The sequence below is a fragment of the Paenibacillus sp. J31R30 genome, assembly GCF_059692115.1.
The window spans coordinates 655,243-673,123 of sequence record NZ_JCAUAV010000002.1 but is presented as its reverse complement, the minus strand read 5'-3'; the positions used below and the strand labels follow the sequence as shown (position 1 = coordinate 673,123).

General features: G+C 45.9%; 13 protein-coding genes. 1 reads left to right on the top strand and 12 read right to left on the bottom strand.

The genetic code is table 11. The features are described from left to right. Nucleotides 1–8: 8 nt before the first annotated feature. The 12 genes from iolB to AC58QO_RS08910 form a co-directional block, all read right to left on the bottom strand. Nucleotides 9–827 carry a 5-deoxy-glucuronate isomerase gene (gene iolB / locus AC58QO_RS08965; RefSeq protein ID WP_497264949.1) on the bottom strand — a complete coding sequence of 273 codons (819 nt, stop codon included), beginning with the start codon at nucleotides 825–827 and terminating at the stop codon, nucleotides 9–11. A 19-nt stretch (nucleotides 828–846) separates the two neighbouring features. Further along, a complete protein-coding gene (gene iolG, locus AC58QO_RS08960) occupies nucleotides 847–1,887 on the bottom strand; it encodes an inositol 2-dehydrogenase (RefSeq protein ID WP_497264948.1) in 1,041 nt (346 codons plus the stop codon). After that, nucleotides 1,884–2,762, bottom strand: a complete 879-nt coding sequence (gene fba, locus AC58QO_RS08955) for a class II fructose-1,6-bisphosphate aldolase (RefSeq protein ID WP_497264947.1) — start codon at nucleotides 2,760–2,762, stop codon at nucleotides 1,884–1,886. Before fba ends, iolG begins: the two co-directional genes overlap by 4 nt. Nucleotides 2,763–2,794: 32 nt before the next feature. Next, the gene (locus AC58QO_RS08950) at nucleotides 2,795–4,240 is read right to left on the bottom strand and encodes a CoA-acylating methylmalonate-semialdehyde dehydrogenase (RefSeq protein ID WP_497264946.1); all 1,446 of its coding nucleotides are present in this window, start codon (nucleotides 4,238–4,240) and stop codon (nucleotides 2,795–2,797) included. 30 nt (nucleotides 4,241–4,270) lie between these two features. Then, nucleotides 4,271–5,281 (bottom strand): 5-dehydro-2-deoxygluconokinase, encoded by a 1,011-nt coding sequence (gene iolC / locus AC58QO_RS08945; RefSeq protein ID WP_497264945.1) that lies wholly within the window; start codon nucleotides 5,279–5,281, stop codon nucleotides 4,271–4,273. Between the two features lie 7 nt (nucleotides 5,282–5,288). After that, complete coding sequence (gene iolE, locus AC58QO_RS08940) at nucleotides 5,289–6,197, bottom strand: myo-inosose-2 dehydratase (protein WP_497264944.1); 909 nt, start codon at nucleotides 6,195–6,197, stop codon at nucleotides 5,289–5,291. Between the two features lie 21 nt (nucleotides 6,198–6,218). Beyond that, nucleotides 6,219–8,084, bottom strand: a complete 1,866-nt coding sequence (gene iolD, locus AC58QO_RS08935; protein ID WP_497264943.1) for a 3D-(3,5/4)-trihydroxycyclohexane-1,2-dione acylhydrolase (decyclizing) — start codon at nucleotides 8,082–8,084, stop codon at nucleotides 6,219–6,221. A gap of 150 nt (nucleotides 8,085–8,234) precedes the next feature. Next, nucleotides 8,235–9,797, bottom strand: coding sequence for a response regulator transcription factor (locus AC58QO_RS08930; RefSeq protein WP_497264942.1), 1,563 nt, complete (start codon nucleotides 9,795–9,797; stop codon nucleotides 8,235–8,237). A 1-nt stretch (nucleotide 9,798) separates the two neighbouring features. Then, complete coding sequence (locus AC58QO_RS08925; protein WP_497264941.1) at nucleotides 9,799–11,592, bottom strand: cache domain-containing sensor histidine kinase; 1,794 nt, start codon at nucleotides 11,590–11,592, stop codon at nucleotides 9,799–9,801. Between the two features lie 166 nt (nucleotides 11,593–11,758). Next, a complete protein-coding gene (locus tag AC58QO_RS08920) occupies nucleotides 11,759–12,619 on the bottom strand; it encodes a carbohydrate ABC transporter permease (RefSeq protein WP_497264940.1) in 861 nt (286 codons plus the stop codon). Further along, nucleotides 12,619–13,569, bottom strand: a complete 951-nt coding sequence (locus tag AC58QO_RS08915) for an ABC transporter permease (RefSeq protein WP_497264939.1) — start codon at nucleotides 13,567–13,569, stop codon at nucleotides 12,619–12,621. The genes AC58QO_RS08920 and AC58QO_RS08915 overlap by 1 nt, the downstream gene beginning before the upstream one ends. 78 nt (nucleotides 13,570–13,647) lie before the next feature. Next, on the bottom strand, nucleotides 13,648–15,216 hold the full coding sequence (locus tag AC58QO_RS08910) for an extracellular solute-binding protein (protein WP_497264938.1): 1,569 nt from the start codon (nucleotides 15,214–15,216) through the stop codon (nucleotides 13,648–13,650). 248 nt (nucleotides 15,217–15,464) lie between these two features. On the opposite strand from AC58QO_RS08910, the gene AC58QO_RS08905 reads away from it, so the two are divergent. Next, nucleotides 15,465–17,768 (top strand): helix-turn-helix domain-containing protein, encoded by a 2,304-nt coding sequence (locus tag AC58QO_RS08905; protein WP_497264937.1) that lies wholly within the window; start codon nucleotides 15,465–15,467, stop codon nucleotides 17,766–17,768. Nucleotides 17,769–17,881: the final 113 nt, after the last annotated feature.

Below are 17,881 nucleotides of genomic sequence, written 5' to 3'. Positions count from 1 at the left end.
CAACCGGCTTACTTCTCGCTTGGCTTGGTCATGATCCAAGCATGGTCTGGATCATTATGGAATTTCCAAGTCCGCGAAGGTCCAGCCATGACATTCAAATAATACACATCATAGCCCGGAGGCGCAGATACCGGATGATAGCCCCGCGGTACTAGCACAGCTTCGCCATTTTTGACAATTAACGTCTCATCGAGTGAGTGATCATCCGTGTATACCCGTTGAATCGCAAAGCCTTGCTCAGGCTGGACACGGAAATAATACGTTTCTTCCAACAAGGATTCATCTGGAAGGGCATCACGATCATGCTTGTGCGGCGGATAACTGGACCAATGACCATTCGGTGTAAATACTTCGACAACAAGCAAACTATCCGCTGGCTCGCTCTCTGGTAAAATATTATGAATGAAACGCTCGATATTGCCATAGCCACGTGTTTCTACACCTACCTGCTTTGGCGCAATCAAGCGCGAACGATGGCTCCCAGCGCCAGGAGCTGAGCAAACAGCGAGCTGCAGGGAAGTTAGTGCTGTCACTTCATAGCTATCGTTGCTCGTCACATAGACGGAATATGGAGGAATTTGCTCAAACACGCTCATGCGCTGACCAATTCCTTGCCAATGCTCTTCCTTCGTGCGAACATCCGCTTTCCCGCTCAACAGCACAAGGCAAACCTCTTGATCGAGAGTGTCACGTTTCAAAGTTTGACCTTCCGAGAGCTGTACAACCTCGAATCCAACATACTGCCAGCCTGCCGATTCCGGCGTTATTTGTATGATGCTGCCTTCCGCATTCGGGGAAGCTGCCGGTTTTACAATCAATTCGGACATAGTAACGTCTCTCCCCTTACTAGGATATGGATGTTTGTGTCAGCAGCTCCAACGCCTCGCTCACCTTCACCGGCCGACCCAAACGGGAAGATAGCTTCGCGGCTAACGCAATTCGCTCTGCTTGTACGCCGTCATCGCCGCTTACAGGGACAACTTTATCGTTCAAAATCGCATCAATGAACATTTGCGTTTCTTCAATGTAAGCCGCTTGATAGCGCTCTAGGAAAAAATGCAACGGTTTATCACTTACAATCGCGTCTGCCGTGGAGATCACAGCCGTATTCGGATGATCATTCGCAACGACAACGCTGCCTTTGGAACCGAACACTTCAACACGTTGGTCGTAGCCATATACGGCTTGACGGCTGTTATCGATCACACCAAGCGCGCCATTGGCGAAGCGCAGTGTTACAACCGCTGTATCCACATCGCCGTGCTGGGCAAAATCCGGGTTGATCAGCACATTCCCAACCGCATAAACCTCTTCAACCTCGCTGCCTGAAACGAATCGAGCCATATCGAAATCATGAATCATCATGTCCATGAAGATGCCGCCAGACACCTTAACATAATCGATATGTGGTGGATTAGGGTCGCGTGAAGTAATTTTAATGATATGAGGATCGCCGATCCCCCCGCCTTGCACCACTTCTTGAACGCGCTTGAAATTATGATCAAATCGACGGTTAAAGCCAATTTGCAGCTTCACGCCTGCTTTTTTAACTTCATCAATCGCGGATACCGTTTTCGTGATATCCATCGAGATTGGTTTTTCGCAGAAAATATGCTTACCTGCACGTGCTGCCTGCCCAATCAAAGGAACATGTGTATCTGTGGAAGAACAAATGAAAATGGCATCGATATCTGGATGATTAATAAGTTCATTGCTATCTTTTGTCACCATCGCGATGTTGCGTGCTGCTGCCCAAGCTTCCAGCTCTGGCCCTGCAAACAAATCACTCACCGCGACAATTTCAACTTGCGGCGTCCGCAATAGATTGTCTGCGTGGATTTTACCAATTCGGCCTGCGCCGATAATACCGATTCTGATCTTTTTCATCCTACATTCCCTCCCGCTTTACCTGCACTTCCGAATAACTGGATTTTGGCTCTTACTGATGCAATAATGGCCTCCCGCGCAGGAATTAAATAATTCCTAGGATCATAAGCATCTGGATGGTCATTCAAAAAGGTGCGAATCGTTGCTGTGCAAGCGATTTGATTATCTGTGTTGACATTAATTTTAGCTGTACCGCAAGCGATCGCTTGACGAATCTCTTCATCGGGAAGACCGCTTCCCCCATGTAGCACAAGGGGTACTCCTGTCAGCGCTTTAATTTCAGCCATACGTTCAAAACCAAGCTTTGGCTGTCCGCGATAAGGACCGTGCACCGAACCAAGCGCAGGGGCTAAACAATCGATACCAGTTTCCCGAACCATTTTCACACAATCCTCAGCCACCGCATACATGCCATCAGCATCATCCACAACCAGATCATCTTCACGTCCTGTGATTCGACCTAGCTCTGACTCCACAGAAACACCAAGTACATGCGCAGCTTGCGTCACTTGACGCGTAATTTCGATATTATGCTCAAGCGAATGATGGGAAGCATCGATCATCACCGAAGTGAATCCAGCATGCATCGCTTTGATACACAAATCATACGTGCTGCCATGATCCAAATGAAGGGCCACTGGCACGGTAATGCCATAGTGCTCGATCAAGGCTTTCACCATACCCGCGATGCAGGGAAGTCCGCCCATGTAGGGAATGTAAGCCTCACTAACACCAAGAATGACCGGAGCTTGCTCTAGTTGAGCAGCTTGCAATATCGCCTGTGTGAATTCAAGATTATTCAAATTAAATTGCCCAACGGCATATTTACCTTCTAAGGCCGTATGGAGCATGTCTTTCATCGAGACCAATGCCATGCCAATTACTCCTCTCTAGCGGAAACTCGCTGTTACCAGCGAGCCGTTACCATTTTTTTACGCGTATAGAATTCCACGCCATCCGTACCGTTGGCATGCAAATCGCCGTAGAATGATTTTTTCCAGCCAGAGAACGGGAAGAATGCCATAGGTGCAGGTACACCAAGATTTACGCCTAGCATACCAGCTTCAATGTTTTCACGGAATTGACGTACATTGCTTCCGTCTTGCGTGAAGAGGCATGCGCCATTCGCGAATTCAGAACGGTTGGAAAGCTCAATCGCTTCCTCGAGTGTTTCAACACGAACGATGGACAGCACAGGAGCAAAAATTTCATCTTCCCAAATTTTCATCTCGCACTGCACTTGATCAAAAATCGTCGGCCCGACGAAGTAGCCCGCTTCAGCAGCAGCGGCGTCTTTACGACCATCGCGAATCATAATCGCGCCTTCTTTTTCACCGATTTCAATATATTTCAATGTACGCTCCTTATGACCGCCACGAATAACAGGACCTAAGAACACACCTTCATCATTTCCGTTACCAATCGTAATCGCATCTGCCGCTTCAAGCAGCTTGCTAACAAGCGTATCCGCAACGTCGCCTACCGCTACTACGACGGAGCATGCCATACAACGCTCGCCCGCAGAGCCGAAAGCAGCGTTTGTGATTTCCTTCACCGCAATGGATAAATTCGCATCCGGCATCACGATGGAGTGATTTTTCGCGCCTGCAAGAGCTTGAACGCGTTTCCCGTTTGCTGCAGCTGTTTTGTAAACATACTCTGCAACTGGCTGGGAACCAACGAACGAAATAGCTTTAATGTCTTTGTGCTCGAGAAGACCATTCACCACATCATGTGCTCCATGAACAATGTTCAGCACACCTGCTGGTAAACCAGCTTCGTGGAACAATTCTGCCAAACGATTAGCCAAATGCGGCGTGCGCTCCGAAGGCTTCAATACGAATGTATTGCCGCAGGCAATCGCAAGCGGGAACATCCAGCAAGGCACCATCATTGGGAAGTTAAATGGCGTAATTCCACCGATAACACCGATTGGATAGCGGTACATACCGGATTCAAGATTGGAAGCGATATCCGGAAGCTGTTTGCCCATCATGAGGGTAGGCGCACCAGCAGCGAACTCGACACACTCGATGCCGCGAAGTACTTCACCGTAAGCTTCTGTGTAGCTTTTGCCGTTTTCTTTCGTCACGATGCGAGCCAGCTCTTCCCAGTTATCGACTAGGAGTTGTTGGTATTTGAATAGGATGCGAGCTCTCTTCGGTACAGGTGTGCTGCTCCATGATTTAAAAGCTTCTTGCGAATTACGAACCGCTTGATCTACTTCTTCCTTTGTGGAAATGGGAATGTTAGCTAGAATTTCTTCCGTTGCAGGGTTATATACAGGTTCCGTTTGTGTAGAAGTTGATGCGACCCATTCGCCGCCAATCCAGTTTTTCAATGTCTGTGTCATATCGATTGCTCCTTTAATTTGTAGTAGTTGTTACGAAGCCGTAATTTCTCCGCGATTGCAACGTTCAATATAATCATCCACTGCTTCAGCAGTTGGCATGGCATCCGAGCAGCTATGGCTGGAAATGACGATACATGCAGCAGCGCTTCCGTATTCCATACTTTTCTCCAGCGTCCACCCTTGCATAACGCCATAGATAAACCCTGCCGCATAAGAATCACCTGCTCCAAATGTCTTAACGACCTTCGCTGGGAAGCTCTTCGCACGATGTCCCATGCCATCTGGTGTATAAGCGATTGAACCTTCTTTGCCGTGCTTGATAATGACAATCTTGGCTGAATAATCAAACCATTTGGCAGCCGTGATATGATCATCTTTCTCCGGATTATGTTCAAATTTCTCCATCATATCGAACTCTTCACGCGTACCGAGAATGATATCGCACTTCTCAGCAGCCAAGTTATAATACACAGCCGTCTCTTCCGGCGAAGTCCAAGTGTATGGACGGTAATCCAGATCAAATACGATAACGGCGCCGTGCTTTTTCGCATAATTCAGAGCTTGAAACACCGCTTCGCGTGAAGGACTCTGAGCTAGCGCCGTTCCGGAGATCAGCAATACTTTCGCGCCTGCGATCAAAGATTCCTGAACTTCATCCGGAGTTAACTTCAAATCAGCGACGTTATCGCGATACATCAGGATACTGCAGTCTGTTGGGCTTTTAATTTCTGTAAAAGCTAACCCTGTCACAGCACCTGTGCGATCTGTTACGACATTGCTTGTATCAATCGCGTTGCGTTCCAAATAGGCAGCAATGAAACGTCCCATTTGATCATTCGCGATTTTGCCGATAAAAGCTGTTTTCATCCCTAAACGGGACATGCCGATCGTAATGTTCGCTGGCGATCCGCCAACATACTTCGTGAACGTCATCGTTTCTTCCATGGGACGGTGAATTTCGTTCGCATTCAAGTCGATGCATAATCTGCCAATAGCTACAAAATCAAGTGATTTCGCTTGCGGAAAAGTCACATAAGTCATAGTCGGATTACCTGCTTTCTTTGATTAATAGGGAATGAATATAGTTCAGTGCATTTTTCGCATATTCGTAAGGATTATGTATTGCTGGGTCTTGCTCACCTTCGAGCATCGCCCACCCTGTATATTCACGAGCCAATAACTCTTTGAAAATCGGTGCAAAATCAAGGCATCCATCCCCTGGTACGGTAAACACACCTTTGCGGATACAGGTTACGAAATCAACTTGCTCGGCGCGTGCTTCATCAAGTACAGCTTGACGAATATCTTTCAAATGAATATAAGCGATTCGGTTGTAATGTTTGCGCAATACGGTCAATGGATCTCCACCGCCATAGTAGGTGTGTCCTGTATCAAACAGCAGGTAGACCAAGGAAGGATCAGTCAACGCCATCAAGCGATCGATCTCTTCCGGTGATTCAACAACGGTTCCACCGTGATGGTGATAGGTCAGCTTCAGACCATGCTCTTGGGCAATGGCCCCAGCGCGATTCAGCCCTTCAGCTAAGCTCTGCCAGCCTGCTTCATCGAGGCGAAGTACTTCTTTCTCATTCGGCGTGCGGCGTGGGTCAAAATGTAGCGAGCCTCCGACTTCGGCAGTAGAGATGACCGTGCTGCCCATTTCTTTTAGAAACTCCACATGTTTACGATAAGCTTCAAGTTCTTGCTCTCTATATGCAGGATCTGAGAATAGAACGGATTTCCACTGAGATACAAGGCTGATGCCTCGATCCGATAACTCTTTTTTCAGCACGTTAATATCCGTTGGGTATTTACGCCCCATCTCTGTCCCCGTCAATCCTAGCTTCTGAATATCATCAACAATTTGTTCAAATGTTGTATCCGAACCATGCTCTTTAACGTCTTCACCCACCCAATTGATTGGATGAATGCCTAGCTTAAACGGTAGTTCTTCCATTGTGAGATCACCTCTTCTTCGTTAGATGGGTTTAGCCGCTTGAATGTTTTTCTTCATTTCTTCATGAGCTGCCAGTACTTTGGCGCTCTCCGAAACCTCAGGTACGCCAACTTGCCACCAGGACTCATAGCCGCTTGTGTTCGTGCCAGGCACGACAGGGATTTCAATCAATGTAGTCACCGTTTCTGCTTTCGCTTGCAGCAGCGCGGTCTTAAGCTCTTCTGCATTGGTCGCTTTGTATGACTTCGCTCCCAAGCTGCGCGCATGTGCTGCGAAATCAATCGGCATATAGCTTCCTGTCAGCTTGCGCGTTCCCTCTTCCCGATATCGGAATTCATTCCCGAAGCCTTCGCTTCCTTGACTGCGCTGCAAATTGTGAATGCATTGGAAGCCATGATTATCGAACAGCAGGATGGTGAATTTCTGACCCTCTTGTAAGCTTGTCACTAATTCCGAGTGAAGCATTAAGTAGCTGCCATCTCCGACAATCGCATAAACCTCACGCCCCGGTTCCGCCAAAGCTGCCCCGAAAGCACCGCTTACTTCATAGCCCATACACGAGAAGCCGTATTCCATATGGTACGTTTTGGGCTGTGTTGAACGCCATAAACGGTGTAAATCGCCAGGTAAACTTCCCGCAGCGCAAACAACAACCGAGGAAGGGTCAATCGTTTCATTGATCACACCAAGTGCGTGTGTTTGTGCAAAGCCCTCCGCACATTCTGCTTGATATAAGCGGTCCACTTCACGGTCCCACTCATCTTTCAAAGCAGCTATGTAACCTTTTTCGTAGCCGCTGGCATATTCTTCCGATGTCAATGCTTCGCGCAGCAAGCTGAGCGCTTCTTTCGCATCAGCGGTAATCGAAATACCGCCTAGCTTCGAAGAATCGAAGCCGCTGATATTGATATTAATGAATTGCACATCGTCATTCGCAAAGGCCGATTTAGAGGCGGTGGTAAAGTCGGAATACCGCGTCCCCACACCGATGATCAAGTCCGCTTGTTTGGCCAACTTGTTCGCCGCCAGTGCTCCTGTCACGCCAATTGCGCCGACATGCATCGCATGATTCCAAGGCAATGAGCTTTTACCTGCTTGCGTTTCTGCCACAGGAATGCCGAATGCTTCCGCAAATTCCGCTAGCTCTTTCGTTGCTTCGGCATACAGCACGCCGCCGCCAGCAATAATTAACGGACGCTTCTTGCCGACGAATAACGCTGCAGCTCGCTTGATAGCTTCTTTCGCCGCCGGGCGGCGATCGATATAGTGAACTTTCTTTTCGAAAAAGGCTGCTGGATAATCATAGGCTTCTGCTTGAACATCTTGCGGCAGCGCCAGAGTAACTGCGCCCGTCTCGGCTGGATCCATGAGAACACGCATCGCTTGTGTCACTGCGGTGATCAATTGCTCTGGGCGAACAATGCGGTCCCAGTATTTGCTCACTGCTTTGAAAGGGTCCGTTGCGGATACCGTGTAATCGCCAACGTACTCCAGCTGCTGCAGCACAGGGTCTGGCTGTCTGGAAGCAAAATTATCTCCTGGCAGCAGCAGAACCGGAATGCGGTTGACAGTCGCAGTCGCCGCTGCCGTCACCATATTTAGTGCACCTGGCCCAATCGAGGTTGTGCAGGCATAGATTTGTTGACGATTCTTCTGCTTTGCGTAAGCGGTTGCAGCGTGGACCATTCCCTGCTCATTCTTGCCTTGTATATACGTAAGGTCACCTGGGCTATACTCTAGCGCTTCTCCAATCCCAGTCACATTGCCATGTCCGAAAATCCCCATGACCCCTTTAACAAATTTAGTCTCATGTCCATCGATGGAAATGTACTGTTGGTCCAGAAAGCGAAGTAGTGCTTGTGCCATTGTAAGTCGAATTGTACGCATGTAAATCTCCCTTCCACCCAGAGGTTAAGCGCTTAATCTTTTAAGCTTTAAACGCTCACCCGTTTCAGGGGTTAAGCGCTTAATCCGATCATACAACATTTTCTTTTTACTCGCAATGCCCTTTTTCAATTCTATTTTAGGTAAGGATATTTATTCATTAGGCATTATTTTGCCACTCCTGTACTCCTTTGGAGACACATGGAACTGCTGTTTGAACACATTCGTAAAATAATTCGGTTCATCAAAGCCAATCGCACACGCAATTTCAAATATTTTCATATCTGTATTCCGAAGAAGCAAAGCCGCCTTATCCATTCGGACACGGGTAACGAAGCGTGTAAAGCTTTCCCCCGTAGCCTTTTTAAAAACGACACTGAAGTAGCTTGGGTTTAAATGAATATGCGTCGCGACGTCTGTCAATCGGCATTCCTCGTTGTAATGCTCCTCGATGTATTTAATGGCTCTCTCGATCACATTATCACTTTTGGAGGCTTGCCATTGATTAAATTGGCGCAAGAAGTGCTTCACTTGCTCGGCCGCCCACTCCAATACTTCCTTGGCGGTCCAATGAATCTGCGGCATTTCATTCGGAATCCGTGCTAGCGCATTGTTGTCGTTCGGATCGAATTGCTTCTGAATAGTTCCGTGCAAGGCAATCGAGAGTGACAACGCGCCAATTCGCATTTCCTCCGGTGATGTCAGGCTTAGATCCGTGAGAACACGATTCAATAGGACATGCAAGCTATCTTCTTGACCGACGAGGATAGCCGACATGAGCTGGACTTCCATCTCTCTGACCTTCGCTTGATTCAAGGAGAGCGTTACGCCGGATCCCGCCTCTCCTCCGCTCACGGCTGGAAGGTCAATCGGGTCGGAGACTGCCCCCTTCGTCAACAGATATACTTCTGCCAAGTCGCTGGCCGATGGAGCGAGTCCCATGGATATCATCGTTGCGCGAATCTTCAAATATTCAAAGGATGCCGTTGGGATAGCCTCTTGCAGACTCTCTTCAACCTGATGCAGCTCCGTTATCAATAGGAAAGTGTCATGCTCCACTAACAACAGCCGCGCATCCAGTCCCGCGGCTTTCACCAGTTCTTCGACAATATTGGAGAAGGCGAATTGAAGCAAGCCCATGTCCCTCTTACCATTTGTTTTTTTCGCCAAATCTTCAATATTCATGTGCAGCAGCCATAATTCTTTACCGGCCAATGCGCCGTTCATCCTAGCTAATGTGCTCATCTCATAAGGAAGGTCCAGTAGTACCGCGCGCAGCTCTTGGTCTTGCTGCAGCTGCAGCTGCATCTGCTGTTTCTGCAGTTGCGCATATTTCGCATAAAACCGCTCGGAGGCTTTATTCATAATCTGACGTACATCGTCTTCCGTGCATGGCTTGATGAGAATATCCAACGCACCCAGCCGTACAGCTGCTTGCGCATACTCGAAATTTTTGTACCCTGTCAAAATGATCACAATCATATCGGGATAATTCTTACGCAGATGACCTACGAATTCGATTCCATCCATAATGGGCATACGAATATCCGTCAGAACCAAATCAGGCTGAAGCTCTTCCAGCATGATCAAAGCATCCTGGCCATTGCCAGCCTCGCCGACCACTTGCCAGCCTAAATCTCCACCTTGCAGCATCTTAATAAGTCCTTTTCGAAAATTCAGCTGATCCTCTACAATCAATACTCGTCCGCTTCTCATCCTAGTTGTCTCCTTTCTCGTTATTCGGAAGCAGCGGCAAAATAAGTCGCATCGTTGTCCCACTTCCCAGCATGCTTGTAATTTCCAATCGGAATGGAGCCCCATATATCAGCTCGATTCTTCTCACTACACTCCGTACGCCAAGACTTTCTCGTCCATCCGTGCGATGCGGCAATGAAGAGCCCTGCACGCCTAAGATTTGCGAAATCGCCTTCTCGTTCATCCCACATCCATTATCCGTGACATCAATCTCAAGAAATCCATCGCGGCTGCTTGCTTTAATGATCAACACCTTATGTGACACCATATTGCGAAAAGCATGCATAAACACATTTTCTACTAAAGGCTGGAGGAGTGACCGCATCACCTGAACATCGGCAACCTCATCATCAACTTGAATGATGGTTTCCAGATCCGTTTCGAATAGTTCTTTCTGTATTTTCAAATAGTTACGAATCTGCTGACATTCTTCCTTTACTGTTGTCAGCGTTCGCACAGGCATCAATGAGTATTTCAGCATTTCCGAAATAGCAGCAATTAATGCCGCCGTTTCGGTTTCATCTTGCAAATAGAGCTTCCAATAAATTTCATTGAACATATTATGCAGGAAATGAGGATTCAATTGCGCTTGCAGCGCTTTAAGCTCTGCCTCTTTCTCACTTAACTGCGTCAAGTACACTTCCTTAATTAACCGTCCGACCTGCTCGGCCATCGCGTTAAAACTCTCACCGATATAAGCTAACTCATCATGGGTTCGAATTTCGATGCGCGCCTCAAAATCACCCGATCTTACTTTACGGAGACCAAGCAGTAGATCCTTGAGCGGACGAAGTAAATTCCCCGTAGAAAGGACAATTAAGACACTAGCAAGCAGGATACTAACCAGACCAGAGTAAACAATCATCTTAAATAAATCTCGGCTCCGCGATTGAATCTCGGTTAGCGATGTGCCGCTGACTAGCTTGAAGTTCGTGACTTCAGATTGTCCCTGGACATACAAATGATTATTCATTAATTGCGTATGATTCAGTTCCCGAAGCTGATCTACTTGATCGGCATATACTGGCGCATTCGTAAATAACAGCTCGCTGTTTTTATTAAACAGATACACCTGACCCTGCCCTGCCTTCGTCAACTCCTTGAGCGATCCGGAGAAGAAGGATTCGTCAAACGCCATGACAAGTACACCATATGTGGTTAAAAAACTATTTTTCATATACCGGGCTACAACGATCGTATTTCTAAACCCGCTTGGCTCAATGGAAGACGCCATCGGTATGCTAAGCCACACGAGATCACCTGATGTGTCACTAATTTTGGACCGAATCACCTTGTATAGGTTCTCGTTTGGCACATTTATCGTGGCGGTCGTATAGCTAAAATAGGAAGGATTCCCCGTTAAGTCGTACAAATACATTCCTGTAATATAAGGTGCATCCGATTTGAGCTGATAGATCTGATCTTCAATTTGCTTTTTGTCATAATAGCGATTAAAGGCATCCGAGTCTTCATTCAAGTTAATGCGAGAAATTACCTTTTCAATGGCTGGATTAAACACTACTGTCTGTGAAACTCGAACAACCTCTTGCACCTTGAGGTCCAACTTCGCCAGTGCCTCTTCGTTCGTACTGGAGAACTGCTTACTAATTTCTTCTTCAAACAACGTTAAGTTATAGCGATAGGTTAAATAACCCGTCAAGCAAAACGCTAATAAAATAATGACGGATAAACTGAGAATAAGCTTTACCCGGAAGCTGCGATTAATCCCTACTAAACTTCGAATCCAGGATAGCATCTCATTTACCCCTTTATATATTAGTGACTGTTCCTTTGACGATATTATAACAACATTATGCGTATTCTCGCCATTTTTTTAGCAAAGCAGATCAAAGTAGAAAATACAGAAAAAAAAGACCACACCATAAGTGTGATCCTCGACCATTCTTTATCATGCTATATTTTTATTCCTTAACCGCGCCGAGTGTCGCTCCCTGAACAAAGTATTTCTGAATAAACGGATACACGAGCAGAATAGGCAAAGTGACAAAAATAATCGTTGCTGCTTGCAGCGTTTGTGAATTATAGGCCAATAGATTCAAGTTAGCAGCTAAATCTGTGTTCACCATCGTTTCCCGCAGCTTCAACTGGAGCGGATATAAGTTCGGGTTGCGAATAAATAATATCGCGTGAAAGAACATATTCCAATAAATAACTGCGTAGAACAGACCCATCGTAGCCAGTGCCGGTTTGGAAAGCGGGATAACCACTCGGAATAAAATCCCGTAATCCGTACACCCGTCCATGCGAGCGGATTCCTCCAGCTCAAACGGCAGCTGTTGAAAAAAAGTGCGCAAAATGATCAGATTAAATGCGCTAACCGTGGATGGAATGATCAAGACCCAAATGTTGTCGAGAAGCCCGAGAGATTTGATGGTCAGGAAATAGGGAATCATGGGTGCCTGAAAAATCATTGTAAATACAATGCCAACCATGATGATTTTGCGTGGCCGAAAGTCCTTTCGCGCAAGCGGGTAAGCTAGCAACGAGGAAACTAGCAGGCTAAGCAGCGTACCAACCACAGTTATAAATATATTAACACCCAGCGCGCGCCACAGCGCAGCTTTGGCTAAAATATGATGCCAGGCAGAGGAGGTTAGCTCAACAGGTAAAAATTGCACCTTATGGGCATCAACCGCTGTCGGATCGCTTAAGGATATGGCGAGTACATGTATAATAGGCAATATCATCGTAACGGACAACAGCAGCAGAATCACATAGTTCACCATGCGAAAGCATGTTTCACCTAAACTTGATTTCATCATTAGAACAACCCCTGTTGTGTTGTTTTATTGGAAATATAGTTACAGCCGTAAAGAAGAACGAAGCCAACAATCGATTTGAACAAGCCTACTGCCGTAGTAAAGCTGTACTGCCCTTCTAATATCCCCGTTCGGTAGACATACGTATCGATAATATCCCCTACTGCTGTGGTAGCCGGTGTCAGAAGCACAAAGACGTGATCGAATCCAAGCTCCAGGAAATTCCCTATTTTCAGCAGCAATAAAATAATGATCGTCGGCAGCAGCGAAGGCAGCGTAATGTACCAAATTTGCCGAAACTTGTTGGCACCGTCAACTTTCGCCGCTTCATACAGACTCGGATTGATTCCGGCGATCGCCGCCAAATAAATAATCGCTCCCCAACCTATTTCCTTCCAAATGGAAGAAAGAACGAAAATCGTGCGAAAAAAGGATTCCCGTTGCATGTACAGAACAGGCTCGGCTCCAAACCAGGTTCGCAATGTATTTACAAAACCGCCTAATGAAAGCAATTCAAAGATAAGCCCGCCAACAATGACCCAGGATAAAAAATGAGGCAAATAAAAAAATGTCTGAATCGTCTTTTTCAAGAACATAACCCGTGCTTCATTCAATAAAATCGCAAGTATAATCGGTGCTGGAAATCCAAATACAAGCTGGTACATACCGAGGATCAGCGTATTTTTAAGAACTAGAACAATGTCAGGGTACGTAAACATGAATTCAAAATGCTTAAGGCCGACCCATGGGCTTTTCAATATGCCATTTAATATTTGAAAATCCTGAAAAGCAATCACCGATCCGAGCAGTGGCACATATTTGAATACGATAAAATAGAGTAATCCGGGTAAAACCATCGTATACAGCATCCATTGGGACCGAAATGCACGAAATGTTCGCCGGGAGAGGGTTCTTGGACGGACTGCTGTCACTTCCGTATAATTCTCGTACATGCTGCTTCCTCCACATCTTTCTTCTCTTGTCTTAAAAGGAAGGAGAGCCCTCCTGCGGAAGATCTCTCCTTCTGCGCGTTATTTTTTGCTGACCTTTTGGTACCATTCGTTAGCGCGTTTTGTTACTTCAGCCCCACCGGTTTCGTTCCATTTTTTTACAAACTCATCGAATTTCTCGAGCGGCCATTCACCGATAATAATATTGGTCATGTACTGCTGATACAATTTGTGGGTCTTGATATCCGCAAAGTTGTCGTAAACGTTGATCGGCATACCATCACCAGCGAGGACCTTCGTCGTTTTGTTGATCCGATCGTACATTTCAATCATTTCTTTATAGCGAGTCGGATACTTAATCGTCAGCTCCGATACTTTAGACTTGTAATCAAATGTACTCACAGAAGCTGAAAAAATCGTTTTGCGCTGTGTCCAGTTTTCTGTGGTGTCTTTTTCAGGTAAATATTTCTTTTTCCCGCCTTCCATCACAAAGCTGTCATTTTCAAGTCCGTAGGAGTTAAAGTCGATCCCCTCCGGTGTATAGTAAAAGTCCAGATATTTCAATACGGATGCTGCTTTAGCCTCTGCTTTTTTCGGTATAACCCACTCCACAAACCCGAATCTTTTCAGAGAATAAAAACCGTTATATCCATTCACCTTCGGAACCGGCACCATCGTAAAATCCGCGTTCGGATTTTTTTTCCGTAACCCCTCATAGCCGCCAACCGTTATCGTACTGTCTACAATATGATAGAAAGCTCCTACCGTATCGTTCAGGATTTTACCTGTCCAAACTTCCTGTTTATTGAGGAACGTTTCGTTATCCAGCAGCTTTTCCTTGTATAAATCTCTAGCGAACTTAATGGCTTCTTTCATATTGGGCTGTATCCCTGAATACTGAAGCTTTCCATCGATCAAATCCCACTCTGGATAGCCTTCCCACATCGCTACCCCATACATCGCGAAAATATGATCAAACCATCTGCCCTGCTCACGTCCACTTGTCGGAAGCTCGTCCTTTTTGCCATTGCCGTTCGGGTCTTTATCCCTGAAGGCTCTAAGCATTTCCACAAATTGCTCTTGTGTTTCAGGCAGGCCCAGTCCCACGTTCTTCAACCAGTCTGTCCGGATGATCAAACCTCGGTTATTCGTGTTCTGCAAGGAAGGAATGTAATAAATCTTGCCGTCTGGAGACGTGGAACGAACGATATCCCAAATCTCCTTGGGGAAGTACTTCCACAGGTTCGGCGCATATTTGGGAAGCAAATCATCGAGCGCAAGCGCTCCCCCCTGAGTGATCAGTGTTTGCTCAACACCGTTCATCGGCCTGATGATGTCCGGAAGATCGCCAGATGCAATCATGGTCTGCAGCTTTTGAGCATAATCTGCACCACCGCCCCAAGGAGCAGTTTCATAGACTGGCTCAATACCTAGCTGCTTAATAAAAAACTGCGTGTATTTATTGTTACTGTCAGGCATAGGAGGATCAATCGGTCCTCTGAACACTCTTATTTTTTCAACTTTTTTAGTGGTACCGCCATCCCCTGTTTGCGGTGTGGGAGCGGCATTGCTACAGCCGATGAACAATGATGCCGCAACTACAAACAGTGTTCCAGATCGTCCCAAATTCCTCCAATGTGATCGCTTCATACTCAAGCCCCTCTCTGTTCATTTGCTGCTTCCCCTGTATCATAAGTTTATGGGAACGGTGTAATCAATAGCTGAATACGCCTAATCATAGGCTAATTCATCAAATCGGGCTCCAATTATTGTTTATGCATATCCGCTGTTGGAATGGACGATTGTCCATAGTCCGCATGGTGGCTGTATATTTAGTCTTAAACGCTTATAATGAAAAGACAGTCATAGGTAGGTGCAGCGAGAAAGGTGGAACCCTGGTGCAGACAATCAGAAATTGGTATAACTACTTTAATTCCAATCGAAACTCGAGACTCATTCTTTTAGTGACGATGGGCATGTTTATGATTATAACAACTGCCGGCTCATCACTATATATCAGCAGCAAATCCGTACTTCAGAGTGAAGTTAGCGAGCCGCAGATCCACCTGCTCCGCATCGGTATGGAAGCCGTCAATAACTCCGTTAATACTGTCGATCAAATCGGCGTCAATATTCTATTATCGAATCAAACGTATCAGTTTTTGAATCCGAGTTACAACATGCAGCAGACGGAAATTTCACATCTGGTAGAGTATTTGGATAATCTGACTGTGTCCCCGGCGGTTGAGTCCATCATGCTATATGACAATGTGCGTCAACGAATTGTTGGTAGTACGCCTTATGGATTCAGCTCCCAGATTTCCAATTTACTCGATACCGATTGGCAAAACTACCTTACCGCTTTGAATCCGAAGCATTTCACCATCGTCGACCGGAAGAAGAGCAATAATTTCGGATTTGAGCAAAAAATAGAAACAATTACCTTATTCAGGCCAGTAATACGAGAAGATGCCATTGCCGGTGTAATCATGGTCAACATAAACAAGAAGAAGCTTTTCGATAAAATATTTGATAACTATACATCTCAAACCGATGCATTCCGATTTGTGATCGACGGCAGCAATCATATTATCTATGAGACCAACAATCGCGTTCTATCACAGGAGCAGATCGCTACAGCTCTTACTCAGAATAACAAAATGTATTTCGATTATTCCGACGGCAAAGAGAACTATTTGATCTCTCAGGTGTCTTCGGATTTAACAGGATGGAAATATGTATCGATCATTACCCAACAAAAACTATTGCAAAAGGTCACCACAATTCGAAACGCGGTATTCGTATTATCGATCATATCCATTATTGCGGGAATTATCGGAATCATCATTACTCACCATATAACATTTAAACCAGTTCGTAGAATCAGGCATTTGCTATTGGCAGGTCAGAGCCATTCCGATATGGAAAGCCGTGATCTAGAAGACTATTTGCTGAAACTAACCACGGATTTTGCCGATGTGTCCAGTATGATCAAGCATAATCGCAGTGAGTTGCAAACCAAATACATTCACGATCTGCTCGCCGGTCGAATGAGTTCCTGGGAGATGAAAGATCGTTGGCATCGCCATTTTACCGATTGGACAGATCTTCCTCTCTTCACTTTGCTCCTATCGATTGATAGTTATTACCAATGGGCCAGCTCCTACAACGAGGAAGACCAGAATTTGCTCTGGTTTGCCATAAAAAATGTAAGCGAGGAATGGATGGGCCGCCACTGGAGAATTGCTCTTGTTGAGCGCGACTTAAACTTGCTATTAATCGTACAGAAAACCGACGAGCGCCAGAGTATCCAGCAGCTATGTGAGGACTTGTCCGGTTTGTTGTCTACGATTCATAAGCTGATCCACTTTGAAATGTCCGCAGCAGTGGGTGATGAATTCGGAGATTACGCTCATTTGCATCGCAGCTATTTGCAAGCGGAACTGACGCTGAGCTACAGGTTGTATAACGGTTATTCCAACATTTCCTTATTCGGAGAGTTAAGGGAATCCACCGATCATAAATCAATTGACCCTATATGGAAAAAAGATCTGCTTACTTGCCTAGATGGAGGAAACGAAGAAATTGCCATCAAGCTGCTGGAAGCATTGAAACAATTTATGAAGGATTCTCTCCTATCTCCTGCTGAAGCGATTACTTTTTTCCAGCAATTGATGGACGATCTCGCAACCTATTTGGGCGATCACGGTATTACCAAGCCCAGTATCCTGCGAAGATATAACAGCTATTGGTTCAATACCATGAGCCTCGACGATATTATCCAATTGTTTATTCAGGTATTTCAGGAAGTCTCCCAGTTATCGGATCAACGCGCGAATAGCCGGGATTATCTGGTTGTCCAGCAAATGATTCATTATATGAAGCTTCATCTTCATGAAAATATAGGCGTTTCGGAAATCGCCGACTCTGTCGGATTGAGCAAGTCATCGGTCAATAGTATATTTAAACAGGAAATGAATCGGACCTTATACGATTATTTAACCGAATTGCGTATGCATGAAGTAGAGGCCCACTTGGCGGGGACAGATTTGAAAATAGCCGATATTGCTGTGAAGGTCGGTTATCAGAACGAGAATAGTCTAATTCGCGCTTTCAGAAAACATCGAAGCATTACACCGGGGCAATTCCGTGAAATGGCCAGAAAACAACAATCCCCCGATTCAACATTGCATGTGCAATAATAACTAGGCTTATATTCAGCAGGAATACCGACGTATACTCCCAATTACTACTAAAGCCTATCGAAGAAACGAGTAAAATTAAAACCGATGTTTCCCAAGTTTAGGGGACATCG